Source organism: Candidatus Chlorohelix allophototropha (genome assembly GCF_030389965.1).
In the GTDB taxonomy this organism is placed as follows: Bacteria; Chloroflexota; Chloroflexia; order Chloroheliales; family Chloroheliaceae; genus Chlorohelix; species Chlorohelix allophototropha.
In genome coordinates, this window is record NZ_CP128399.1 from 2,574,751 (window position 1) to 2,599,242 (window position 24,492).

Genomic DNA, 24,492 nt, shown 5'->3' on the forward strand with positions numbered 1-24,492 from the left:
ATTTGAGTATAGAAGCTCATTTAGCCTTTTGTAATAAGCTAGAGGGTGGATGATGGGTTTCGAACCCACAACCCCTTGATCCACAATCAAGTGCTCTGCCATTGAGCTACACCCACCATAACGGGTAGAAAGAGAGTAAGCCGAGTTCTGTTCATGGCAGTCATCTATCTCGGTACTTTGCAGCACCGGTCGTGTCGTCGCCTCCACGACTGCTCTCGTCTTCTGGCTCCGGCGAGCAACCGTCTTTATCCGCCAACTCGGAGATTGCTACAGGGAGGATTGCCCTTTTCACCCCCTTGCTTTCGCAAGGGTTTTCGTCTCTGTTGCTCTGCCTGTCGCTGCTCTTACTTTTCAGCAAGCTTAACGACCGACCCAATCTGGACTGTCAACGACCTCGTAAGGTCGCTTCTCGCGCTTAAACTTTCGTCTCCACACGACACCCCGCTCTTTGTAGCTCGGACTTTCCTCTGGTTTGCACCAGCGACTGCCCTTCTCCCTACCCGATACTCTCAAACAAATGGCTCGGGTGCAGGGACTCGAACCCCAACTGACAGATTCAAAGTCTGCTGTCCTACCATTAGACGACACCCGAACATTGCCTGTTCAAGCCAAACAATTATAGCCGATTGGTACGCGAAATGCAATCTTTTGAAGCTGGTTTTTTTGTTGACTCTCACTTTGTCAGTCCTAAAATCGTATGCCGTGCTTTTCTAAATATGGAATCAGCGGGGAAGGCTTAAAACCGAATTCATGCTCAATCACATTGGGATCGGCAGCAACATTATCAAATGAGAACATTTCAACAAGAGCCGGAGTAAGCGGAGGTTTGGGTAAAAGATTAAAAATAGTTGCGCCAATCCATGCCGCCCATAAGGGCACTGACATTTTTAGTCGCTTTTTCTTTATGGTAACAAGAATCAAATCAATCAATTCTTTATATGTATAATTCTCAGCACCTACCAATTCGATGGTTTTTCCGATTTTATCGGTACGTTCTGAGGCTTCAACAGCCGCACGCACCACATCCCCTACATAAACGGGTTGGAAGCGTATTTTTGAACCACCGATCATTGCCGCAATTGGCGCTTTTTTGATAATACGTGCCTGTGATTCAAAGAACTCAGAGCCGGTTCCGAATACAACTCCGGGTTGCAAAATTGTCCAAGGGATAGTGCTTTGGCGAGCAGCTTCTTCCATTTCCCAACGGGTACGCATATAACTTCCGGGCGTGCTTTTTATCGTACCTAAACCATTGCACAGCACCAAGCGTTTTACTCCCGCTTGCGCAGCCGCTTCTATTGCGTTATAGGTGCCTTCCGCATTGATTCTCCAGTAGATATTCTCTTTATTTTTGATATTGGCGGTTAGGGCAGCAAAATAAAATAGCGTATCCACGCCTTTCATCGCATTGGTTAGGGATTCCCGATCAAGTATATCGCCCACCACCAGTTCCAGACCGGGCAATTGCGCAAGTTCGAGCAGTTTGCTATTTTGGCGTACTAACGCTCTCACCTGCCCGGGATAGCGTTCTACTAACGCTTTTACCAAGGCACGCCCTATAAATCCGGTACTACCGATAACCAATTTCATAATCAATACTCACTCATACAATAAGGGTTTTGAGTATTATAGTTTAAACGCAAAAAAAATGCGCGATAGCTCAACAACCGCGCATGGAAAAATATTCGGTATTAGGACTAGGCAGCAACAGTCACAGCACTCTCTCTCGCCGTATTGATAAGAAGTTCGATCTTTATCTGATCTCCTACCGCTACACCACCCGCTTCGATAGCGGCATTCCATACCAAACCAAATTCCTTGCGGTTGATTTGAGCGGTTGCTCGGAACGCTGAAAAATTCCCTTCGAAAGCATTACTTTTACGTCCGGCATAATCTACCTCAAAAGTAACCTCTTTGGTTACCGTTTTAATAGTCATGTTTCCGATCAAGCGGTATTTATTATGACCAAGCGGTTTAACCTTAGTGCTTTTGAAGGTCATATAAGGATAGTGCTTGACATCAAAGAAATCCTCAGACCGTAGGTGTTTATCACGGCTCTTGTCATCGGTCTGGATGCTACCGGTATCTACTGTAGCTTCGATAATGGAGTTGGCTGGATTTTCTTCATCCCAATCAACCATTCCGCTGATTTTGTGGAAACGACCTTTCACAGTTGAGAACATCAAGTGCTTTACGCCAAACACAATCGCTGATTTTCCGCCATCTATATTCCAAATCATTAAAAACCCTCCAAATTCAAAACGTGTAATAACTTTACAGATAAGGTTCTGAAAGCGCTATTTATATCAAATCGACTGTAAAGAATATTACGCCGCTATTTTCTTCAACAACAACTCAACTTTTTTAGGGTACTTAGTTTCAAATGCCTTCCAATCAGGCATAATGAAATCAGTACACCATTTCCAGCGGTCTTTGAGCTTTGCAAGGTTTGCATTAGGCACACAATCCTTGAATCGCTTTTCAACTCCCGGAACAGGTGAAGTAATCAGAACACCGGTAAGGTTATGAGAAGTAGAAATCAGTTCCCACAAATCCTCATTCCGTTTCCCGGCATAAAGAGCAGGATGTACAATATCCCATTGTTCGCGTTGCAAAATATCAATGTTAGCCTGCCAGATCATATCTTGGTTTCCGGTTTTCTTACCTTCATCCAAGAGCCTCCAGGCTTTAATAGCTTTTTCAGGAAGGCCACCTTGCAAGTAAATCCGCTCTAGTTCTTCCAGACCGGCATCACGATAAGCCAGATGCTGCCAGTACATATCGGTAAAAATAAGTTTGTTACCTTCAGATACTGCCTTATAAAGATATTTGATTTCTGAGGAAATCAAATAAAGAGGCAGGGCAGTGCCAAAACTGGCAATAAGTGTGCCAACAGAAGCTTTAGAGAGATTACGCAATAATTCCATTTTCTCGCCCACATTGCGAGAAGCAAAGGATGCCAGACCCGCCCATTTGAAAGTTGCCGGGTCGCTAAGGTACATTTCAGCATAAGCTTTATTGATAAGCTTGTTTCTTGCTAGGGGTATATCCAATGCCGGGCGATTCTTATAAGCTTTAGCCACCTTGCTATTAGCCAGTCTCACCCACTTCTGCTTATAGGGAGGCTCTTCCGTTTGCTCTACCGGCACATTATTATTTAGTTCTATTTCTGTAATTTCTTTTTCTGCTAATATCGAGTTGGTCATTTTCTTCACCCATAGCTGAGAATAATAAGTGCGTACCTTATATAGAAATCCATTTGCATAGCATCTTATGAATAATTCTTGTACAAATGCTATATCTTATGCTCTACAACTATTGTACAGCATTTATAATTTTGCTCTGTACAGAATTAGAGAAGAATCCATAAGATAAATACAAGAAAAGTTAATGTTTGGTAAACATTTAAAAAGTTAGTGTGTGTTTACTTTACAAATAGATGTAATAGCAGTATTTGAAGACGCAGCAATTAGAACATTATAAAATCATAGGGGATTAAACTTGTATGTGCAGGTAAAGACAGCACAATGAGCTAAGGGCATAGGTTACAAGTTAAGGTAGCAAAGTAAATGTCAAATAAGAAGAGGTCTTTTGGAAGGGCGTTTGACAATCCCTAATAACTTGGCATTTTGAGCCAGATACTGAGAAACACTCAAGGTTTCTCCCCGCTTTAAGGCCTGGCTGTAATGGTATAACCCCCGATAGACCATTTCTACTGAGATTGCCTTAAAAGGTTGTTTTAGTTCTTCCGCTACGCTGTCGGTCAAGTCTATCAAAACACAATACAATAACCAGGTAGCCCAGACCTGCAGGCAGATCGCATTTATGCTGCCGGCGTGAAAATAAGCCAGACCCAACTGCCGTTTTACTACCTTAAAAGCCTCCTCGATCCGCCACCGCTGGCGATAAAGATAGGCTATCGTAGCTCCAGTTAAACGGGACCTCTCCAACACATTGCTCAAATAACAATAACTTTTCCCCTCCCATTCCACTGCCACCAGACGCAGTACCTGCTCACTTTTCTCTTCTTTGGAACCCACCGCGATCAACCACTCCCGCACTCCCTCCTCATTGGTTAGCGCTTGCACCACCCGGTAGTCCATCCTACTTTTTACCCGTGTCACAAAGTACTTGTGCTCCACCGTCAACTGCCGGTAACGGCCATAATTTACAAAGCCCAGATCAAACAGCGTCAAACTCTCTGTTTCCAAAGTCTCGATAATGGCTTCCCACCAGCTCTGATCGTGGGCTGCGCTATTTTCACCATACCAGATTTTGAGGGGTAACTGGCTGGCTACATCCAGCAAACCCATCATTTTCCCCGCTAAGACGCTGCCTTCTATTTCTCGCAGTAAACCGGTTTTCTTGATCAAAGCATCCAGGGTGGAACCATCCACCGCGGCCACCCGGCTGAAGTGGGCTAAAACCCTTTGCAGCTCAGGTGGCAGAGGACGCTGACGCTGGCGCCAACGCTGGTGCATCAGGGGCAGCACTTCGTTTAGGACCGCTTCAAACAGAGCCGCTGGCATTTCCCGCAGGCGTTGACTGATCGCTTGCTGAGTGACCCTGATCGGCGGCTGCCATAACATTCCTTCTTGCTTGATTACTCTGACCGCTTCAGAGACGGCCCCGATCTGACGCCAGATCAGACTGAGGACGAAAGCCAGCATTACTGGCAGGGTCAGAGTACGCGCCCGTAAGCCCATTTCCTGATAGAGCCGGATCAGACTAAAAGTGTTGGGTTGCACCACTTCCGCCAGCAGTTGCTCGATTTCTTCGGGCGGGGGAGCGATCGTGGGTCTTTTTGAGCGATCAAGGGCGATGGCTCTGGTATGCCGCACACTACTCGCTTTTTTTGGTGGTTTTTCTTCTTTTTCCATCGCCCTATTGTAATTGGAATAGGGCTTTTTTTCACCTCGTATTGATTTGACTTATCTCCTAATCCCTTAACTTGTAACTGATGAGCTAAGGGTAATTGCTACAAATTAGGTGATATGGTAGCATCATTATCCGTCCTTACCTAGTTGTAGCTTTTTCAAGGCTCTTTGTGCAAATTCACCTAGTTTATTATCATGCCAATTTCTATCGGCGTAGCTCTCCATATCTCCAAGTACACTTTCAAGCACTTTCTGTATATCAGGAGTTAAAATACCGATTTTCTCTATACTTTCAATTGCACGTCCTCTCACATCCTTTATTTCTGTTTGATCAAGTACAATCTCGACTAAACGATCCAAAGCCTGAGGACTTTTCACATCTCCAAGAGCCTCCACTGCAAATTCTCTTACATTATCATCAGAGAATTTCGATAATTGCAGAAGTGGTTCAAGAGCCCTCTCATCACCAATACTGCCAAGTGCCAAGGCGATTTCACTCAAAATCCCACTTTCTTCCAAATTCTCGTTTATAGCCTGAGTCAGTGGTTCTATAGCAAAAACATCTTTGATTTTCCCTAAATTAGCAGCAGCAAACTCACGTATATCAGCTTCTTTATCGGTTCGTAACAATTTGATCATGAGTGGAAGAGTTTTATGAGTTCTAAGACCTTTAGCACCAAGCGCAATTATACAAGCTATACGTACTTGTAAATTAGTATCCTTGTGAAGCGCTTTAGTTAAAGGTTCAACTAGCCTTTTATTCGATAGATTACTCATAATTAATGCAGCATCATTCCGTACCTTAGGATTAGCATCTTTAAGTGCTTTAACCAAACTACTAACAACTAGTTCAGAATTGAGGAATTCACTCGTGTCTTTATTCATTGAATGAGTTAATCGTTTAATTTCAACCATAGTACGCTCACGAATAGTAGGATCAGCTGACTCCACAAGTGCCATCTTGCCCATAATTAGTTCTCTTTTATTATCATCCACTAATTTCCCCTCCTTTTTTGGTTGCTATGTCGTTAATTTTCTCAAATGTGCCTGCATTGGCAATTACTACTCGGATAAAATACAGGCTTTTCGTTGCCAAACAAGCATTTTTACCGAAAATTGCTCAGCTTGATTAGCCTCGTCATTAGCTTGATAAATTCAGTTGGAGCTTAAGTTGTCACTGATGAGCTAAGGGTTACACTTGTAGAGTTGCATCTTTAGCAGTTGAGGAGTGGTTTGCCATTGATTGGGGGTTATCGGCTGGCAATTATCGCTAATCCAACGTGTCAAAGCATTGGTATAGCTTGTAACAAAAGGATTTCCGGTAGCGGCGATCTCCTGTGAATATAAAGCCTGAGCTTGGCTTTCTTGCAAATTACTAACAGGAATAAGGAACAATTTTACTTCTCCCGCCTTTACTCTTGCAGCCAACGATTGTGGGGTAAGTATGGCAGCATAGCCCGAATAACCGCCCATAGCCATTACCGCTTTATCGGTAGCAAGCGCTATCGAACCGGCATCCTCTATCGAAGAAGTAGCAATGAAAAAACGCTCATTTGTCGAATTGGCATTCAGGAAATCAAGCAATGTTTGGTCAGGCTTGGGTACTATGAAATTACCCTGTTGAATAGGATTAGGACCTGATAAGGGGAATTCTCCGCCGTTATTGGGAGTAAGTGAAACGCTCACCCACCATAATGGCACTAGCAAAAGTGTAACCAGCGTTATAGCGCTTATAACTTTAAGATGCTTTTGAGGAGGATTACGCAGTAGCAAAATTCGCATAGCCCCAAGTAATAAAACCCCTGTAACGCATAGGGCTATTAGCAAGGGGAGTTGCCAATTATTCCAATCGGGAAAGCCCGTCATAATAATAACTTGCTCTAGCGCAGTTGCGCCAAATGCTACTACCAGCAACCACCCGCGCCAAGTAGGAATTGCCATATCTCGCCACAAAGAAACTACGCCACAGCCTACCAAAGCACAAGTTGCAGGCGCAAACACTGCCATATAATATTGGTTAAAGCGAAGCGCTACGCTGAAAAAAGACCCTGCCGTAATAAGCCAACCACCCCACAGAAGTAAAGAATATTGGGATTGTGACAAATAGCGGCGCTTTAAGCTCTGTCGCAAGTTACCCCAATCGACTTTCCACAGCCCCGCCATTAAAGAAAGGAGGGCAAAGGGAAGAAACCAGCCAATCTGACTAGCCAGCGGTGGTTGAAAAAGGCGAATCGGACCGGGATCACCCTTATCATGTTTGATAACGGGGGGCTTACCACCATAAGAGGGTTCTCCGAACAAACGTTGAGTACCGTTGTAATTAAAGGTAAGATCAAATTCAGAATTTGTGAGGGTGGAATCAACATAAGGACGCTGCGGGGCAGGGGTAAGATCAACTGCAACAATCCAGACCAGTGACACACATATAATGACAAGAAGCATCAAACCGAGATTTAGAAAACGGATGCGCCAAGCCAATTGAACACCAAAAAGATAAGTAGCAATTAGAACAGGCACAACCAACCAAGTTTCCAGCCCCTTTATATTAAAACCAATTCCAATAAACGCTCCACCAACCAATAGCCAACTCAAGCTCCTTTGCTCAATTGAGCGTAGAATTGCCCATGTCGCCAGCAATACGGTCAGAACTACCAAACTCTCAAGAATATTCGAACGATTGGTGACCACATTAATCGGTGAAATAGCCAGCAGAGTAGCAGCGATGAATCCCGCAACCACACCAGCGGCTTTTCGCACCAAAAAATAGAGAATAGCTACAGACCCAACCCCTGCTAACGCTTGGGGTAACATTAGACTAAAGCCGTTAAAGCCGAAAAGCAGCGCACTGGTAGCCTGTATCCATAAGCCCAAAGGTGGTTTATCTATACTTATAAATCCGGCAGCATCAAATGACACATAGAAAAAGTTTTTCCATGACACCAGCATACTTTTTACTGCTGCTGCATAATAGCTATTGCCAAAACCATTTTGGGAAAGAAACAGAAAGTTCAGAAGTGCAGTTAACGATAAAACTGCCAATAAAGCTATAATTTCGATGCGTGAGATTTTGGATGTAGCTACAGTGCGGGTTTGCAGCAAAGTCATGTACTAATACCCTCAAGCTGGAAAGATCGTCTATTTTAATACAGAATACCATTCAGTAAATACTTAAGCAAGGATGTCTTTTCTATCCGTTTATCAATTATATATGCCCCCAGGCAAAAACCCGGAGGCATAGTTATAACCGATAATATATTTTGAAGGCTTAGTTCACAGCACGTTTCTTTAAGCTCTGGAACCAGCTTTTGAAAATTCGAACTTCTAACAGGATAAATACGGATACGCCGGTGACAATATACATATTGATTGCCCAATCCGCTTTACTATCAGTTCCTGTTAATAAACCATGTGCTAGACTTGCGGCAAAAACAGCAAAACTTAGATAATGAAGCATTTTCCAAGCTTTATAGCCAATTTTATCGGACATATAAACACTTATCACCACCGCCATGATTCCATAGAAACTCAGTGTGCCAATACCTGTGAAAAGCGGGCGATAAGGTCCGGTAAACGGAACAATGCAATCTACCAAGCTGAATTTAAGGTAATTATCCAGCATTAGCCCGACCACATGCATAATAAGAAATACCAACGTAATCAGCGAAAGCAAGCGATGAAAGTAAATCACAGCAGCAGAATGGATAAAGCGTGGCAGCAGACGTGAGCTTGACAATAACCCTACCGCTACACTGGCATATAAGGTCAAATAAGCAATAACGCCACCAGCGCGCGCCATAATCCAGGGGCTTTTCTCGGCGAAGCCTTCCCCCAGAGATGTACCCATCTGTGCGCTTAAAATGTCTTTCCAATGACGACCAAGCAAGCCGGAAATTGCGTCACGATAAGTAGTATTGGCAAGGGTTGTTCCCGCAAGGAACACTCCAAAGATAAGAGAAGCTACCATCAAATTAGTTAAAACCATTTTACCGGTGCGGGTGACGGGTTTTTCAGCATGGGCAGGAACAGCCAATACCCTTCGTCGATCCTTAAATAAATGATGGTCTAACATACTATGTTTTTCGCTCATACTGCCGTCTCCATTTTCAGATTTAGAACTCCACAACGGAAAAAGTTACTGTTAAGATTGATAAATAATGCACTGTTATATCAGGTTGCTCCCCTCACAAGAGGGGAGCATTTCCCAACCAATTCTAGGAAGGCTTGGTTGTGGGCGCAGGCTTCGGCGTTGCGGTCGGCGCAGGCTTCGGCGTTGCGGTCGGCGCAGGCTTCGGCGTTGCGGTCGGTGCAGGCACCGGAGTCGCGGTCGGCGCAGCCGGTGGCGGGGCACTGGTTGTCTGAGCCGGTGGCGGTGGCGCTACCGTAGTCTTAACTGGCGGTGGCGGAGCACTGGTTGTCTGAGCCGGTGGCGGCGCTGCCGTGGTTTGCTTCGGCGCTGGTGCGCTGGTAGGCTGCTGAACAGGCGGTTGGTTACCGTTGCTCGGCGGGTTAGTTGGCGCGGAAGTCGTACCACCCGGAGCGTTGCTGGTAGGTACTACTGCCCCTTTACTATTTGCAGGAGGCGGAGCGCCAGCAGCAGGGGTGTTAGAACCGCCACTACCATTTGGGGTATTGCCGGGCACATTCTGATCCTGGTTAGAAACCGGGTCTTGTCCCGGAATGGTGCTACCATCCGGCGAATTAGAGTCAGTAGTGGAATCGCCAGAAGTATCAGTAGTATCACTTCCATCATCAGTTGTATCATCAGTAGCATCCGCACCTGCAACTCCGGGGGTTACAGTCCCATCTGCACCAACCACAGCAGTTTTAGTCTTAGGCTTGCTATTGGTCTTCTGACCAACTACCTGTTGAGTAGCTGCCGGACCAACCTTTATGGATATAGAATGAGAGACATCGGCACCTATCTGGTAACACAAGAACAGAAAGAGTAGTCCGACTATCAAAAAAGTTGCGATATTTACCTTCATCAAGCCCGGCGATTTGCGAGGCGGTAGTTGATTGCGCGGAAGTTGATTCCTGACATCAGGTCGTTCTTTAAGCATTATTATTTCTCCCTATCTTGAAAGTGAGCGCCTTCTGAAATACCAAGCGAAGTGTTGGTACCGGGCAAATTAATCACAGGCAACGAATTGATAATGTTAGGCTGCGAAACTGCGTTATTTGGCGCGTTCAACTTGAAATCCCTCAAAGGGCTGAAAAGTTTCAGTTGCTCCAGACTGGTAACACTAGCAGTCTGCACCTCCGCAACAGGGGTTTCCTTTACCATAACATGAGAACTAATGCCGAAATTGAAAATCAATATCGCCAGTAGTCCCAGTATGATACCGGGGAAAATCTTCTTAGTTTCCTGCACGCTTCTTTTCTCCTCAAAAATTACAATAATAAGCCAAGCGCTACTAATAAATTACAGCGCCACTAAGGTTCATAAACCTTATTACCGGAGGAATATAGTTATAATTGCGGGTAGTAGCTTGCTACTAGCCCATTCAAGCAGAGTAGTATTAGTTATTTTGATTCTAGCTTGATACAATGTGACTTTCAATGCTGATACAGTACTATGCGATTAGCTAAAAAGTACTGTATTAAAACTTTTTTATTCCATCGTCGCTACTGGTACTTTTATCCAACCATAGCGCAGCGCTGCTAGAACCGCTTGTGTGCGATCATTTACACGCAACTTTTTCAAAATATTGTTTATATGCGCTCTTACTGTATGCTCGCTAATGCTAAGAGTTGAAGCAACTTCTCGATTAGGGCATCCGAAGGCAATCGCCTCAAGGACTTCCGATTCGCGCATAGTAAGAGGATTTAATCCGGTAGCGCCGGAATTCGCGCCACCCTTATTCTCTTGGGAACGCAGCATATTGGAAGTAGCAACAGATGTAGTCAAACTTGGTTGCTTTTGTCCTACTTCAACCATAAGCTTCAAAATTTTCTCAATATGGGTTGTTTTGGAACAATAACCAGCCGCACCGGCTTGGAAAGCGTTCACAACCTGGTCATCATCCTCGTACATGCTCAAAATGATTATTTGAGTATCAGGAAATCTTTTGACAAGCAAACGAGTTACATTTAAACCGTCCATATCAGGCAGATTGAGATCACATATAACCAGATCAGGTTTTAGCTGTTCAGCCATTGCCAAGGCTTGATTGCCAGTGACGGCATTACCGACAACTACAAATTGTGGTTCAAACTCAATGATATGCTGAAAACCGACAATAAATAGAGGGTGATCATCCACCAACAAAATTCTAATCTTTTCTTCTCTCGAATTTGTTTTTATGAGCACGGTTGATCCTCTCTAGCTTAGAAAAAATCGTTTTAGTTTGGATATTATCCAATTACTATCTATAACACCGTAGAAGGCAAAAAGTAGCGGGTAGAATTGCGTATTTTAATAAACTTTCGATTAAGAGAATCTCTCATTTTCGCATCATATTAGCCTTTTCGCTGTATTTGAACCTGAGAAAATAAAGAAAGCATAAAGATGGTTCTATTATTTGTTTTCGTCACTTTTTAAAACCCTATAACTAATCAGAGATTAATTATACTTGCCTCAAAATCCCAGAAATAAAAAAACCCCCATCATCTAGTAACAGATGACGGAGGTAAATAAATCAGTAAACTATTTGTCGCGTACAGTTTCACCAATCGCGGCTTGTGCGGCAGCTAAGCGCGCAATCGGCACACGGAAGGGCGAGCAACTTACATAGTTGAGATTAATCTGGTGACAGAACTCTACCGAGCTTGGCTCACCACCATGCTCACCGCAGATACCGACCTTTAAATTAGGGCGAGTGCTGCGTCCGCGTTCCGTTCCGATCTTCAACAATTGCCCTACGCCTTCACGGTCAAGCGCCTGGAAGGGATCATCCTTCAGAATCTTGCGCTCTACGTAAAGCGGTAGGAACTTACCGCTATCGTCACGGCTCAAGCCAAAGGTGGTTTGAGTTAGGTCGTTAGTACCAAAGCTGAAGAACTCGGCTACTTCGGCAATTTTATCGGCAGTTAAAGCGGCTCTTGGCAATTCAATCATAGTACCGACTGAATAAGCTAAGCCTGCTTCTTTAACGCCTTCTTCCAATGCAACCCTTTCAACTATATCGCGCTGTAGCTTAAGCTCGTTCACATCACTAACCAGCGGGATCATAATTTCAGGGTGAACATTTACGCCTTCCTTCTTTACTTCCAACGCAGCTCGGAAAATCGCACGCGCCTGCATTTCGGTAATTTCAGGATATTGGATGCCGAGGCGACAACCACGGAAACCTAGCATTGGGTTAGACTCTTTTAGATACTCAATGCGATTCTTGACTTTTTCAACGCTGATTCCCATCTCTTGCGCCAGTTCTACAATTTGTGCATCCTCATGAGGAAGGAACTCATGTAGCGGCGGGTCAAGGGTGCGAATGGTAACAGGAAAACCGTCCATCGCCTTGAAAATACCTACAAAGTCTTCCTTTTGATAGGGCAGAATCTTTTCAAGAGCTTTTTTGCGATCTTCTTGATTATCCGAAAGGATCATCTCGCGGATCGCCATAATGCGATTACCTTCGAAGAACATGTGCTCGGTGCGGGTAAGACCAATACCCTGTGCGCCAAACTCACGCGCTTTGAGAGCATCTTGTGGCGTATCGGCATTGGCACGTATCTGAAGTTTGCGGAACTTATCTGTCCATTCCATAAGTGTTGCAAAATCACCACTCATTTCTGGAGCGATAGTTTTAACTCTACCAGCCAACACGCGCCCTTCATTCGAGTCTACATCAAGGGTAATCCAATCGCCTTTTTTAATCACTACATCGGTATCATCAATGCTAAAGCCTGATGCATCTTTGGCAATATGAATTGAGCCTGCCCCTACGATACAGCACTTGCCCATACCACGTGCCACTACGGCAGCATGGCTGGTTTTACCACCAAAGGCAGTCAAAATACCGCGTGCCGCTACCATACCGCGAAGGTCTTCGGGTGAGGTTTCCCGACGAACCAGAATCACATCTTGTCCGGCATTACCAAGAGCCTCTGCTTCTTCGGCAGTAAAGACAACTTGACCAACTGCTGCACCGGGACTACCAGCTAACCCTTTGGTAATAAACTTAGCATGAGCTCTCGCCACGGGATCAACACGTGGTAATAACAACTGAGTCAGATCATCGGCAGGAACTCTTTGCAATGCGGTAGCTTCGTCAATTACCCCTTCGCGTACTAGATCAACCGCAATTTTCACAGCGGCAGGACCGGTGCGTTTACCGTTACGGGTTTGGAGCATGAAAAGTCTGCCCTTTTCGATGGTAAACTCCATGTCCTGTACGTCTTTATAGTACGCTTCCAAGCGGTGAGCAATCTCACGGAACTGTTTGTAAACACCGGGGAAGTTCGGGTCATGTTCCATGTCAGAAATGGGGTGGGGGGTACGAATACCGGCTACTACGTCCTCACCCTGTGCATTGGGCAAATATTCGCCGTACAGCACATTCTCACCGGTGGCAGGGTCACGGGTAAAGGCTACACCAGTACCGCTATCGTCACCCATGTTACCGAATACCATCGTTTGTACGTTTACGGCAGTACCAAGAGCATCGCTAATTTTGTTAACTTGGCGATAATAAATGGCGCGATCATTGTTCCAACTGGCAAACACGGCTTCAATTGCGCCTTTGAGTTGTTCCAGCGGTTCTTCAGGGAAAGGCGAGCCAGTTTCCTTAAGCACAATCGCTTTAAACTCATCTTTTATAGCACGCAAATCTTCCGTAGTAAGGTCTGTATCTTTGGCTTTAGGCCCAATCTTGTGCTTATATGCATCCAGAACATGCTCAAAACTGTCCTTGTTGATATTCAGCACCACGTTACCGTACATCTGCACGAAACGGCGGTAAGCATCGTAAGCGAATCGCTCATTGCCGGTGCTAGCTATCAAGCCTTTAATAGTGGTGTCATTTAAACCGAGATTGAGAATGGTATCCATCATACCCGGCATTGAGAATTTCGCACCACTGCGAACAGAAACCAGCAATGGATTGACCGGATCACCAAATTGACGATCCATTTGTTGCTCTACAACCTTCAGAGCATCCATCGCCTGTTCCCACATTCCATCAGGGAACTTCTTGCCTTCATCATAATAAGCGTTACATACTTCGGTAGTTATGGTAAATCCGGGGGGAACGGGCATTCCCGCGATTGTCATACCTGCAAGGCCAGCGCCTTTGCCACCAAGCAGATCTTTCCAACTTGCGTTGCCTTCTCTAAAGAGGTAAATCCACTTCTTTGACATGCTAATTTTTCCTCCGATGCAGTTTTCTGCTAATTCGTCTTTAGTGCGTTGCAAGCATTGTACTACTTTGGCTAATGACTGGCAAGATTAGGACTGCTCGAAGATTTTGAACACAAAAAGAAGGCGCATACAATATGCGCCCTACCTTGCAAAGGTTAAATATGATACATAACTTGCGTTTGTAGCGAGTGGTGACGATCCATTAAAGCTTGTAAAGAGGTGGATTTGAGCGTACTAATTATTTGCTGCTCTACCTCATCCCAGATAGGATTGAGAATTTCGTCAACCTCCACCATGCTTTTTTCTCGCAAATCGTTAGAATATTCTACAGGCGAGAGAGAACCTTCCAATTCGCTCAAAGCATCATAAAGGGTGATTTGATGGGGGGGACGCGCCAAAACGTGCCCACCCTGCGGGCCGCGCAAGCTATGAATTAGCCCCGCTTTTCGCAAAATTATCAACAACTGGTTAAGGTAATCCTCCGCAACCTTTTGAGCTTCAGCGATCTCGCGGCTACGGCGGGGACGGCTGCCATAGTGCATTGCCAAATCAAATAAGGCACGCAGACCGTATTCCCCTTTACTGGAAATCTTCATTTTACCCCCTGATTAAACCTGTAAAGCCTCGCGAATATCGGCGAAAAGAATAGTGCTAAGATAACGTTCGCCAGTGTCCGGCAATATTACCACAATATTTTTCCCCGCGTTTTCAGGACGTTTCGAGAGTTGCAAGGCTACCCAAGCAGCAGCGCCGCAACTAATGCCTACCAGCAAACCTTCTTTACGCATAATTTCTCTGGCTGTTTGGATAGCATCATCATTACTAACCTGCACAACCTCATCTATCAAATCACGCGCCAGCACATCCGGTACAAATCCTGCGCCAATACCTTGGATTTTGTGTGGTTTGTGCGTACCACCGCTTAACACCGGGCTATCAACAGGCTCAACCGCTACTATTTTTACGCCGGGTTTGATTGATTTAATAACCTGAGCAATACCGGTAATTGTACCACCCGTACCGACTCCACCGACAACTATATCTACCTGACCATCGGTATCGTCCCAAATTTCAAGAGCGGTGGTATTACGATGAATTTCAGGGTTAGCCGGGTTCTTAAATTGCTGAGGCATCCACGAATTAGGAGTTTCAGCCAGCAATTCTTCCGCTTTGCGGATAGCGCCGGGCATACCCTGTGAACCGGGAGTAAGCACTAGGTCTGCACCATAAGCTTTCAGCAACATGCGACGCTCGATACTCATCGTATCGGGCATACAAAGAACTAACTTGTAGCCTTTTACTGCCGAAACCCAAGCAAGCGCGATACCGGTATTACCACTGGTCGGTTCAATTATGGTGGTCTCCTGAGTAAGCACCCCACGCCGTTCCGCATCTTCTATCATGCCAACCCCAATGCGGCATTTCACACAAAAACCTGGATTAAAAGCCTCCAACTTGGCAAGCACATTTGCTACGCCATTTTCATTAACTTTATTCAAGCGTACTAGAGGGGTATTACCCATTAACTCTATAGCATTGGCAGCAATTTTGGGACGATGCCGTCGTCGCTGCACAAGATCATTACTTGCATCTACAAGGCTCATTTCTCACCTTTTCCTCATTACTAAGGACTCTCGTTGCTCTCCGGCTAACTATTCTATATTTAGGGGTTTTGCTGTACGTAAGGGAACAAAGGAGTAGCGAGAGTGTAATTTAATTATTCTAAAGTACAATCTTGAGTAGAATACTCAATTTAGTGTACATCTGGTATTATAATAATGTTAATTAGGATTGTCAATAAACCAGAGATTTGAAACGAGGCTATTTATCATTAAAATGAATGTGTAGTAGGAAAGTTTGTTAGGGATATGTCGTGTTTAGTGTGGTGGGCATTTTTCTAATGCCCGGCAATTTCCTATAATTCCAGCAACATGCGGGTGATGATATTAGCGCCCTTCTCTAAGTCGCTAAGGCTGGCATGCTCATTCGGGGTATGGTCGAGGCTGCTATCGCCCGGTCCGTATGCAAGGATAGGGCATTGCCAAATGGGAGCAAGCACGTTCATATCGCTGGTTCCCGTTTTATAACGAAACTTCGGTTGTCCACCTTCACCACGAATTGCGGATAAGAAAGCTCTTACCAGCGGGTTATTTTTCTCGCTACGCACCGGCGTTTCCTCGCCGCTTAGCTCAAGTACCGCATCACCTCGCCAAGCATCTAGCAAGGTTTTAAATTCTTGTATGGAAAAACCCACCGGAATCCGAAATCCAATATATAGATGTGCTACTTCCTGAAACCCGTTAGCTTGGCTGTTAAAATTGCGTAGGGAAGGTTGCAAAGTTTCGAAAATACTTTTACCCGCGTTTAACTCGGTTGCATATGCCTTGATTTTATTCCAGAAATCCACCGCCTCCTCGCACGCGCTAGGACCATCGGCGGCAGTATGTTTGGTGTCACGGCTTAAAGTATAATCTAGCAGCAAACGTCCTTTGTAACCCAACGTGATATTAGACCAACCACTAGGCTCACCGATTACACAAAATTCCGGGCGATAGCGGTTTGCGGCATAACGCGCCCCCTTACTGCTGGCGGCTTCTTCTTCCACTGCTCCCACCAATACGATGCGTTTTCCATCGGCAGATAATTGCGCTTGCTGACGCACCAACGCGGCAGTACCTAGGGTGAAAGCCGCAAAAGGACCTTTAGCATCAACCGAACCGCGCCCGTAAATAGTATCGCCATCTTCCATAAGCTGAACCGGAATAAAACCCGGTACAGTATCGATATGCCCTAACAGCACTAAAGTTTTAGTAGCTTGCTCCTCTGTTGCACCGATTTCGCCTACCGCATTCCCGGCTTCATCTACATAGGCTTCTCGAAAGCCCCACTCTTGCATCTTGCGCACCAAAAACTCGGCAACAGCACGTTCCTGATAGCTAGGGCTGTAAATTTCGAGCATTTCCTGAAAAAAAGCCACTCGTTCCTCACTGGATATCGGTTGCGGTAAAGTAGTAGGATCGGTCATTCTACGTCCTTCATTGAAGTAATGTATATCTCACCAAAAAGTTCGTCTTGCTGTGCTACTACGGCATGCCTTCGCAGTAGTTCTAGCAATGCCATAAAGGTAACTATAATCTCAAGCTCAAGCCGAGTTTCGGCGCTACGAGACTCAAACAAACTGCTAAAAGCAAGTTGTTTTTCATCTTTTAACCGGGCTTCAACTAACTCAATACGTTCTTCTATTTTAACGCTGCGCCCCAATTGTTCCTGATTCACTGCCAATGGCAATTTTAACTGTTCCCTTTGCTGAGCAGCCAATCTGCGTTTTACCAGCGCCAGTAAATCTTGCAGTTTTACGCCATGTAAAGCAAGCCCGCTCTTACCATGCCCCATTTTTTTCAGCGCTGCGTTTAATTGTTCTAGTTGTAATTCAGTAGGTCCGCTACGTTGGCTGCTATAAGCCCGATAGCCTGATTCGTGGCGTTGTTGCAGAAATCGTGCCGCCTCTTTTATGCGCTTATATTCGCGCAACTGGGCGATCAGTTCCTGAGCATCGGTTGTGCTTTCTTCCGGTTCCCCCAGACGAGCGGGTGGAGCAGGTAATAGCGCAGCGCTTTTTATCAGAAGTAATTTGGCAGATATAACCAGAAATTCTGAAAGTTCGGCAGGATTGATTTCGGTTAGCTGGTCTATATAAGCGGTATATTCTTCGGCAATATTTGCCAAGGAGATTTCTGTAATGGGCAATTCGTTACGCTCAATCAACTGCAATAACAAATCCAACGGACCCTCAAAATCAAAGCCCGGTAAGCGCACCTGATAGCGATATACCGTCATCCCAAATACATTTTTCTGGCGAGTTTGTTTTTCCATTAGCTTTCAGCTATCAAGTTAGTTTGCATCGTCTGCCCCTTTCAACGCAGTAAAAGCCGGGTCATTATCAGGAACACGCCCTGCTATAAGCGCAACCACACGCGGTAAACTACCCACCGCTTCTGCCAATTCTGCGCTACGTTGTTCGTGGCGAGCTTGTAACCAGAATACATAAAGCCAACTGCTTGGATCAGGCTTTGCCACTTTATATAGTAGGGGCTTACCACCGATTTTCTTTAGCGCCACCACCAGAATTTTATCCCACAGGCTAATGTATCTGCCCGAAAGGGGGTCGCGTTTGCCTAAATCATGCAACAAGGCTGCTTGTAGTAAGGCTGTATCTGTCTGATGCCCTTCTTCCCAAAGCATACGACAAACTCTATAAGCATGATGCTGCTCGTAAAGAGGCAAAGCAAAAAATAACGTGGCTTGCTTCTCACTCAATATTTGGTGTACAAATTCGGACTCAGCCTGATTAAAAGGGCGCGCCCGGAGTGCCATTAGCAATTGCTTACAACGGTAACGAACATCCATCTTTGAATCTACTATCCTAATGGTATTCCAAATAATCCGCATACCGCCCGTACTATTGGATTAATAATAAAATCGAAAATTGGGTTGCCGCCTCTGGAACTAAATATACCGAATAAAAAAGGAATGAACAGGACAACAATTACCAGTATGAGTGTGCCGTAAGTTTCATAGCTTTGCAATTTCACATCCCATTGAGCCGGAAGTAAGCCCTTGATGAAATAATAGCCGTCTAAAGGTGGGATTGGAAGCAGATCAAAAGCAAACAGAAGAAAATTTACCAGCACCAAGCCGGACAGAAAGTTTGCCAGCAAATCAGTGCTTTTAGCATTTCGGATATAAGGGCTTGCCGCCAGCCAAATTAGCCAACCAAGCAGCAGATTTGCAAGGATACCAACTGCCGATACAAGGGTAGTACTGCCACGCCCGCCACGCAGGGCATTGGTATTCACTTCAACGGGCTTGCCCCAAGTTATAACCGGGTAGCCTACACTAGCCATAAAAGCTAACACCAAGCCTAGCCCATGATGATGAGCAGTGGGATTAAGGGTAAGCCTTCCTTGTGAGCGGGGGCGCTTATCGCCGAGCCGATCTGCTATTAGGGCTTTAAGGTATTCGCGAATTGCAATCCCAAAAATAAAGGCTACAACCCAAGCTAAAAAAACAGCCGTTGAAAAAGTCATCTAAAACTCCTGCCGGATTTACCATCTGGTCTCATTGTATTATCTAAACATATGCCAGAAATTATAGCATATCCCTGTTTATTACTTGAGATATTCTTCCGGTTGGGAAGTTTCGTGATTAAACTAACAAAGCGTTTGTAAAGCGCAACGTTATAATAGCTCCCGATTGAAAAAAGCTACAGCCCGCCGGGCATATTCATCGGGATAGTCTTGAAAACTGCGCACATGCTTCGATCCCGGTACTAACCAGCTTTCTGCCACATTCGCGCCACCTGATTTAAGCAATATTTGAAATTCGGAGACCGGGATTTCTTGGTCTTTTTCAGCGTGAATCAGAAATACTTTTCGCTCTCCTAGTTTGGTAATAGCAACTTCTGGATTAGATTGATCTACATCCAAATCATACATGAGCTTCGCCATTAGCTTGATTCCGGGATAAAGCAGTATGGGCATCCCGGAATCAGGATAGTATTTTTCATTTATCACCCGGTCAAGGCTACCATAACTGGATTCGATTAACCCGGCTTTAATATCGGGCGTTTCTGCCATTGCCATTAGCGCGGTAGCAGCGCCCATACTCCAACCTACTACCCCGATATGATTGGGCGAAAATCCTTTACTCTTCAGAAATTCCACTGCCCCAACTACATCATATTTTTCTTTCCAACCAAAGGTATAACGCTCACCATCGGACAAGCCCTGACCTCTGGTATCGAAAAGCAGAATATTAAAGCCTTGCTGCCAGAGACGCTGACTCACCGGAAGCAGAAAAGTGCGAGTGCCATCTTTGGAATGAACCATAATCAGCGTTTTCTGCGAATTCTGGCGTGGTATCCACCACCCTCTAATTGTTAGCTGCGCGGAATCGCTGGTCTTGAAAGTAATTTCTTCATAAGGCATCCCAAATGTAGTAGGAGTATTAGGACCAAGATCGCGGGTGGCGCTGGTGGTAAAAACGCTGGCAGCATAGGCACATATTCCGATATAGATTGCTATTACGCCCAGTACCAACCCTGTCAGCGAAATTTTGAACCGCTTTGTTTTGTAAAAGGCTCTCTTTTGCTTAACACTCGTCTGTATTTTCATAGCAGCTTCCTTTCTTTGCCAGTAAAAATATTCTCCGGTTAGAACTTTACGAACAAACGAGAAATCTTCCTCCAACCTTAGTTTAGCTGTAACCCGACTGCATATTACAGCGTAATTACTGTCAATTACTGTCATTTCGAGCTTGAATCATACATGAGTAGGATTGATTTAGGTGCGGTAGCAAACCATTGGGAAAATTAGCGGTGCTATAGAAAAGAAACTCAGGGGATAAAAAATCCCCCTTCGCAGTTTGGAAGGGGGAGCATTTCTTACTCTAAATAATCCTTGAGTTTTTTGCTGCGGCTGGGGTGTCGCAATTTCCTCAAAGCTTTTGCCTCTATCTGGCGAATGCGCTCACGGGTTACCCCGAACTCACGCCCAACTTCCTCTAGTGTGCGGCTACGCCCGTCATCTAGTCCAAAACGAAGTTGCAATACCCGACGTTCGCGCTGAGTTAGGCTGTCCAACACATCCTCCACCTGTTCTTTAAGTAACTGGTGGCTGGCGGCATCGGCAGGAGCAAGCGCTTTTTGGTCTTCAATGAAATCGCCTAGATGCGAATCTTCTTCTTCGCCGATTGGCGTTTCAAGCGAAACCGGCTCTTGCGAAATTTTGATAATCTCGCGCACTTTCTCAGCCGGTAAGCCCATCTCGCGAGCAATTTCATCGCTGGTTGGGTCACGACCGAGTTCCTGTACCAACCGGCGGCTGGTGCGAATCAAACGATTGATGGTTTCAACCATATGCACCGGGATACGAATTGTACGTGCTTGGTCAGCAATTGCACGAGTAATCGCTTGGCGAATCCACCAAGTAGCGTAGGTGCTGAACTTATAGCCTTTGCGATAATCGAATTTCTCAACTGCACGGATTAGCCCGATATTGCCTTCTTGAATAAGATCCAAGAGTGACATACCGCGCCCGATATACTTTTTGGCAACGCTAACAACTAACCGCAAGTTAGCCTCGGTTAGATGGCGACGCGCTTCATCATCTCCGGCTTCCATCCGTTTCGCCAAATCTACTTCCTTAGCAGCAGTTAGCAAAGGAACTCGCCCAATCTCTCGCAGATACATACGAACCGGATCATCAATGCTCATGCCTTCTAGGTCGAAAGCAATATCTAAGTCAGGATCAGGCTCATTCGAATCTTCACCCTTACCACGTGGGTTAAATTCTTTAGCATCGTCCAATATTTCAATGCCGAGTTCAATAAGTTCAGCATAAACATCTTCTATTTGCTCTAGATGTGACTCCGGCTCAGGAACCGCTTGCAGGATCTGATCTTGGGTAACATAGCCCTGTTTTTTGCCCCGTGCCAGCAAATCACTGAGATTGCTTACAGGTTCTAAAGCTTCTAAGGCTTTATCGGGGCTAAGGACATCCTCGTCCATCAATACCACATCCTCATCCAGCAAATCAGGTTCCAAAAGATCCTCTGGCTCTACTTCTTCCTCGGCAGGTTTTTCAGCCAGACCGAGCAAGCGATCTACATCGTCGACCTCCTCAACAAGAGTATCTCCTTCGTAGTGCCGCTTGCGCTTTGTATTACCCATTATTTTCGCACTCCCCTATCCCCTAAAAGAATATATTTTTAATCAAGCAGTTTGCGTTTGTAATTATTATTTGATATATTGAGCTTGTTTGAAGCATATGTACTCAAACATCATATGCTGGTCTGGTTTTGGCTTCGCAACGTTTGCGCCAATAGAGACCTTTGTTTAAGTTGGTTTGCTTCCAGACCATAACCACATAAACTATATGATTCTCTAGTATAACCCCTAATTACCGATCACGACTATCTTTAAAAATAACGCTCAAGCTGGGTTGGTTATTAAAAATTTCTACCCTAAGCTGGTCGGCTTGCCGGAAAATTTCATCTTCATTTTCCAACATGTTTTCGTTAGCGCCATCCGCATTTTCGCCAGTATTTGCCAACTCTTCGCAATTGCGTTGCATCTCTACTAATGTTGGTACGAAATCCATTGCCCTAGAGTTACGCAAGCGCCTCAGTTGAAACTGAAAAGCCAAACTTACTTCACCATATGGGTCAAGTTCCGGTTGCGCGTTTACATCTTCCATAAGCTGCGCAAAGTAGCTTGCCATCTCCGGAGTAAATGATTCTTCTACTTCAGTTAATGAAACCCCATGTTGCTTGGCTTCAATCAATGATTCATACAGAAATCGATTTTCGCCTTTTCTAAAATCATCAGAAGAAACCTGTTTATCCTCTTGCCCGGTATTATCGAGAGCTTTCGAATAACGCCACACGAAAGCAAGGAGCTTGTCCTCGTAATCCAGTTGGCGACGCGCTCCTATTTGGATAACCCGTGGTGGAGTTTCTTCACTTGTATCTATATCAACGCCAGAAACCGTGTTATCGTTCCTGCTTTTTTCGGCAGAAGGTTTGGAATATTGTGCTCTGGAAACCCGCTTTAACTCAGCATATAGCAAATCCGCGCCGGTATTGGTTATTCGCGCCAGTTTCTGGATATAATGTTCACGTTCTATACGATCGCGTACTTCCAGAATTACCGGAATAAGGATTTCTACTGCTTCACTCTTGCCCCGCGCATTATTTAAGTCCATTGAAGCAGCTACACTAGTAAAAGTGTAATCGACTACCGGAACAGCGCGCGCGATCATTTCTTTCCAACGATCGGGACTCTCGCGAACCACTTCATCAGGGTCTTTGCCGGTCGGTAAAATCGCTACTCTTATATCGGCATCGAGTTGCTGTTCGAACTGAATCAGCCCTTTGGGGTTAGGAACCGCAACGCTATAGCTATCAAAACCTCGTTTTAGCACTTCAATGCCTTGCAAAGTTGCTTTCTGTCCGGCATAATCGGCATCGAGCGCCAACACTATACGTTTGGTAAGTTTCTTTAATGATACAACATGCTTTTCGGTCAAAGCCGTTCCCAAAGGCGCAACCACATTACTAAAACCTGCTTCGTGCGCCGCGATAACATCCATGTAGCCTTCAACCACTACCGCACAATCACTGTGGCGGATGCTATCCCGCGCTAAATCAAACCCGTAAAGTGTGGCGCTTTTGTCAAACAGAAAAGTTTGAGGCGAGTTCAGATACTTTGGCGCATCGGAAGGTGCGCCTTCAAGCACACGACCCCCGAAAGCGATAATCTGTCCTTGCCTGTCTTTGATCGGAAAAATCAGCCGACCCCGAAACCGATCGTAATAGCCGTCCCCATTTTCTCTTTCGCCCACCAGCCCGGCTTGCACCAATTCTTGTGGTGAGAAGCGACCTTTGGCGGTAAGATGTTTAAATAAATTATCCCAACTATCCAGAGCATATCCAAGCCCGAACAGTTCAACAGCTTTTGGTGTTACCTCACGTTTCGCCAAATAGTCGCGGGCAGCCTGACCCTCATTGGATTTGAGCAACAAATGGCTAAAATAGATTGCCGCCGCTGCATTTATTTCTTTAAGACGTTCTTTAAGCTGCTGTTGAGATTGGATTTCAGGATCGGGGGCGATTTGTGGCTCGCGTTCAGGCAAATCCACTCCCGCCCGCTTTGCCAGCATTTCCAGCGCTTCGTTAAATTCCAGCCCTTCGGTTTTCATGGTGAAGGTAAATACATCGCCGGATTCATGACAGCCAAAACAGTAATAGCTCTCAGTTTGGGGAAATACAAAAAAACTTCCGGATTTTTCACCATGAAAAGGGCAAAGACCTTTATAATTTTTCCCGGATTTTTTAAGCGGGACTCGCGCGGAAATATGATCCACCACGCTCAAGCGTCGCTTAATTTCTTCGATGTAGTTAGGCACAAAGCCATTCATACGCATCGCCTTTAGCCGGTAAAACCTCGATAACCCTAAACAGTCAGCCCCTATTAATACAAAATAATACTGCCGCCCTTAAATTCAAGGTCGACATATAAAAAGGATTTTGTTTTTTTTATTCGATTCAGGGCACCGGTAGAATATCGGATATCCCTAAGCAGTAAGTGCCAAGATTCGCACACTATTATGTACGTCTTTTGGGTGACCTTTTATTCTACCCCTTTTTACATTCAATTTTCAAGTGGTTTTTCCACATATATTGTTCCAGTTTGGTGTATAACTATGTGCAAAATTTGTGGGCAAAATGTTTATTAATCAAGCGTCTTGGAAAAAACAG

The 24,492-nt window shown here is 45.1% G+C and carries 20 protein-coding genes, 2 tRNA genes and 1 other RNA gene; all 23 read right to left on the reverse strand.

The genetic code is table 11. The annotated features are described in order from the left end of the window. Positions 1-44 precede the first annotated feature (44 nt). The 23 genes from OZ401_RS11305 to dnaG all read right to left on the reverse strand — a co-directional run bounded on the left by OZ401_RS11305 (position 45) and on the right by dnaG (position 24,152). Positions 45-116: transfer RNA gene (locus tag OZ401_RS11305), tRNA-His, on the reverse strand. 4 nt (positions 117-120) lie between these two features. Continuing rightward, positions 121-500: RNase P RNA component class A (gene rnpB, locus OZ401_RS11310), an RNA gene on the reverse strand. 18 nt (positions 501-518) lie between these two features. Further along, positions 519-592, reverse strand: a tRNA-Gln gene (locus OZ401_RS11315). A gap of 95 nt (positions 593-687) precedes the next feature. Continuing rightward, entirely contained in the window at positions 688-1,590 is a 903-nt protein-coding gene (locus OZ401_RS11320; protein ID WP_341468344.1) for an SDR family oxidoreductase, read from the reverse strand. A gap of 107 nt (positions 1,591-1,697) precedes the next feature. Further along, positions 1,698-2,240 carry a YceI family protein gene (locus OZ401_RS11325; RefSeq protein ID WP_341468345.1) on the reverse strand — a complete coding sequence of 181 codons (543 nt, stop codon included), beginning with the start codon at positions 2,238-2,240 and terminating at the stop codon, positions 1,698-1,700. A gap of 87 nt (positions 2,241-2,327) precedes the next feature. Continuing rightward, complete coding sequence (locus tag OZ401_RS11330; protein ID WP_341468346.1) at positions 2,328-3,206, reverse strand: DUF2515 family protein; 879 nt, start codon at positions 3,204-3,206, stop codon at positions 2,328-2,330. A 366-nt stretch (positions 3,207-3,572) separates the two neighbouring features. After that, positions 3,573-4,841 carry an IS4 family transposase gene (locus OZ401_RS11335; RefSeq protein WP_341468347.1) on the reverse strand — a complete coding sequence of 423 codons (1,269 nt, stop codon included), beginning with the start codon at positions 4,839-4,841 and terminating at the stop codon, positions 3,573-3,575. Between the two features lie 165 nt (positions 4,842-5,006). Next, positions 5,007-5,873: a HEAT repeat domain-containing protein gene (locus tag OZ401_RS11340; RefSeq protein ID WP_341468348.1), complete on the reverse strand. Its 867-nt coding sequence runs from the start codon at positions 5,871-5,873 to the stop codon at positions 5,007-5,009. Positions 5,874-6,062: 189 nt separating this feature from the next. Beyond that, positions 6,063-7,982, reverse strand: coding sequence for an ArnT family glycosyltransferase (locus tag OZ401_RS11345; protein ID WP_341468349.1), 1,920 nt, complete (start codon positions 7,980-7,982; stop codon positions 6,063-6,065). A 160-nt stretch (positions 7,983-8,142) separates the two neighbouring features. Further along, on the reverse strand, positions 8,143-8,964 hold the full coding sequence (locus OZ401_RS11350; protein WP_341468350.1) for a ferric reductase-like transmembrane domain-containing protein: 822 nt from the start codon (positions 8,962-8,964) through the stop codon (positions 8,143-8,145). Between the two features lie 124 nt (positions 8,965-9,088). Then, positions 9,089-9,937: a hypothetical protein gene (locus tag OZ401_RS11355; protein ID WP_341468351.1), complete on the reverse strand. Its 849-nt coding sequence runs from the start codon at positions 9,935-9,937 to the stop codon at positions 9,089-9,091. A gap of 2 nt (positions 9,938-9,939) precedes the next feature. Then, entirely contained in the window at positions 9,940-10,248 is a 309-nt protein-coding gene (locus OZ401_RS11360; protein ID WP_341468352.1) for a hypothetical protein, read from the reverse strand. A gap of 240 nt (positions 10,249-10,488) precedes the next feature. Next, entirely contained in the window at positions 10,489-11,187 is a 699-nt protein-coding gene (locus OZ401_RS11365) for a response regulator (RefSeq protein WP_341468353.1), read from the reverse strand. Positions 11,188-11,523: 336 nt separating this feature from the next. Next, positions 11,524-14,175, reverse strand: a complete 2,652-nt coding sequence (ppdK, locus tag OZ401_RS11370; RefSeq protein ID WP_341468354.1) for a pyruvate, phosphate dikinase — start codon at positions 14,173-14,175, stop codon at positions 11,524-11,526. Positions 14,176-14,330: 155 nt separating this feature from the next. Continuing rightward, complete coding sequence (locus OZ401_RS11375) at positions 14,331-14,771, reverse strand: RrF2 family transcriptional regulator (RefSeq protein ID WP_341468355.1); 441 nt, start codon at positions 14,769-14,771, stop codon at positions 14,331-14,333. Positions 14,772-14,783: 12 nt separating this feature from the next. Then, positions 14,784-15,779 (reverse strand): cysteine synthase A, encoded by a 996-nt coding sequence (cysK, locus tag OZ401_RS11380; RefSeq protein ID WP_341468356.1) that lies wholly within the window; start codon positions 15,777-15,779, stop codon positions 14,784-14,786. Between the two features lie 311 nt (positions 15,780-16,090). Then, the gene (locus OZ401_RS11385) at positions 16,091-17,200 is read right to left on the reverse strand and encodes a [LysW]-lysine hydrolase (protein ID WP_341468357.1); all 1,110 of its coding nucleotides are present in this window, start codon (positions 17,198-17,200) and stop codon (positions 16,091-16,093) included. Beyond that, positions 17,197-18,048: a segregation and condensation protein A gene (locus OZ401_RS11390; protein WP_341468358.1), complete on the reverse strand. Its 852-nt coding sequence runs from the start codon at positions 18,046-18,048 to the stop codon at positions 17,197-17,199. Before OZ401_RS11390 ends, OZ401_RS11385 begins: the two co-directional genes overlap by 4 nt. 18 nt (positions 18,049-18,066) lie before the next feature. After that, complete coding sequence (locus OZ401_RS11395; RefSeq protein WP_341468359.1) at positions 18,067-18,582, reverse strand: hypothetical protein; 516 nt, start codon at positions 18,580-18,582, stop codon at positions 18,067-18,069. Positions 18,583-18,593: 11 nt separating this feature from the next. Further along, positions 18,594-19,262, reverse strand: coding sequence for a site-2 protease family protein (locus tag OZ401_RS11400; RefSeq protein WP_341468360.1), 669 nt, complete (start codon positions 19,260-19,262; stop codon positions 18,594-18,596). Positions 19,263-19,412: 150 nt separating this feature from the next. After that, on the reverse strand, positions 19,413-20,348 hold the full coding sequence (locus tag OZ401_RS11405; RefSeq protein WP_341468361.1) for an alpha/beta hydrolase: 936 nt from the start codon (positions 20,346-20,348) through the stop codon (positions 19,413-19,415). A 269-nt stretch (positions 20,349-20,617) separates the two neighbouring features. Next, positions 20,618-21,742: an RNA polymerase sigma factor RpoD gene (rpoD, locus tag OZ401_RS11410; protein ID WP_341469876.1), complete on the reverse strand. Its 1,125-nt coding sequence runs from the start codon at positions 21,740-21,742 to the stop codon at positions 20,618-20,620. 391 nt (positions 21,743-22,133) lie between these two features. Beyond that, positions 22,134-24,152, reverse strand: coding sequence for a DNA primase (dnaG, locus tag OZ401_RS11415; protein WP_341468362.1), 2,019 nt, complete (start codon positions 24,150-24,152; stop codon positions 22,134-22,136). Between the last annotated feature and the right edge of the window lie 340 nt (positions 24,153-24,492).

Bases quoted from the DNA above. Each gene is read 5' to 3' on its own strand.
- OZ401_RS11355 (WP_341468351.1), bottom strand. From the start codon at position 9,937: ATGCTTAAAGAACGACCTGATGTCAGGAATCAACTTCCGCGCAATCAA.
- OZ401_RS11390 (WP_341468358.1), bottom strand. From the start codon at position 18,048: ATGGAAAAACAAACTCGCCAGAAAAATGTATTTGGGATGACGGTATAT.
- cysK (WP_341468356.1), bottom strand. From the start codon at position 15,779: ATGAGCCTTGTAGATGCAAGTAATGATCTTGTGCAGCGACGACGGCAT.
- OZ401_RS11405 (WP_341468361.1), bottom strand. From the start codon at position 20,348: ATGAAAATACAGACGAGTGTTAAGCAAAAGAGAGCCTTTTACAAAACA.
- OZ401_RS11395 (WP_341468359.1), bottom strand. From the start codon at position 18,582: ATGGATGTTCGTTACCGTTGTAAGCAATTGCTAATGGCACTCCGGGCG.
- OZ401_RS11385 (WP_341468357.1), bottom strand. From the start codon at position 17,200: ATGACCGATCCTACTACTTTACCGCAACCGATATCCAGTGAGGAACGA.
- dnaG (WP_341468362.1), bottom strand. From the start codon at position 24,152: ATGAATGGCTTTGTGCCTAACTACATCGAAGAAATTAAGCGACGCTTG.
- ppdK (WP_341468354.1), bottom strand. From the start codon at position 14,175: ATGTCAAAGAAGTGGATTTACCTCTTTAGAGAAGGCAACGCAAGTTGG.
- OZ401_RS11325 (WP_341468345.1), bottom strand. From the start codon at position 2,240: ATGATTTGGAATATAGATGGCGGAAAATCAGCGATTGTGTTTGGCGTA.
- OZ401_RS11400 (WP_341468360.1), bottom strand. From the start codon at position 19,262: ATGACTTTTTCAACGGCTGTTTTTTTAGCTTGGGTTGTAGCCTTTATT.
- rpoD (WP_341469876.1), bottom strand. From the start codon at position 21,742: ATGGACGAGGATGTCCTTAGCCCCGATAAAGCCTTAGAAGCTTTAGAA.
- OZ401_RS11330 (WP_341468346.1), bottom strand. From the start codon at position 3,206: ATGACCAACTCGATATTAGCAGAAAAAGAAATTACAGAAATAGAACTA.
- OZ401_RS11345 (WP_341468349.1), bottom strand. From the start codon at position 7,982: ATGACTTTGCTGCAAACCCGCACTGTAGCTACATCCAAAATCTCACGC.
- OZ401_RS11375 (WP_341468355.1), bottom strand. From the start codon at position 14,771: ATGAAGATTTCCAGTAAAGGGGAATACGGTCTGCGTGCCTTATTTGAT.
- OZ401_RS11350 (WP_341468350.1), bottom strand. From the start codon at position 8,964: ATGAGCGAAAAACATAGTATGTTAGACCATCATTTATTTAAGGATCGA.
- OZ401_RS11320 (WP_341468344.1), bottom strand. From the start codon at position 1,590: ATGAAATTGGTTATCGGTAGTACCGGATTTATAGGGCGTGCCTTGGTA.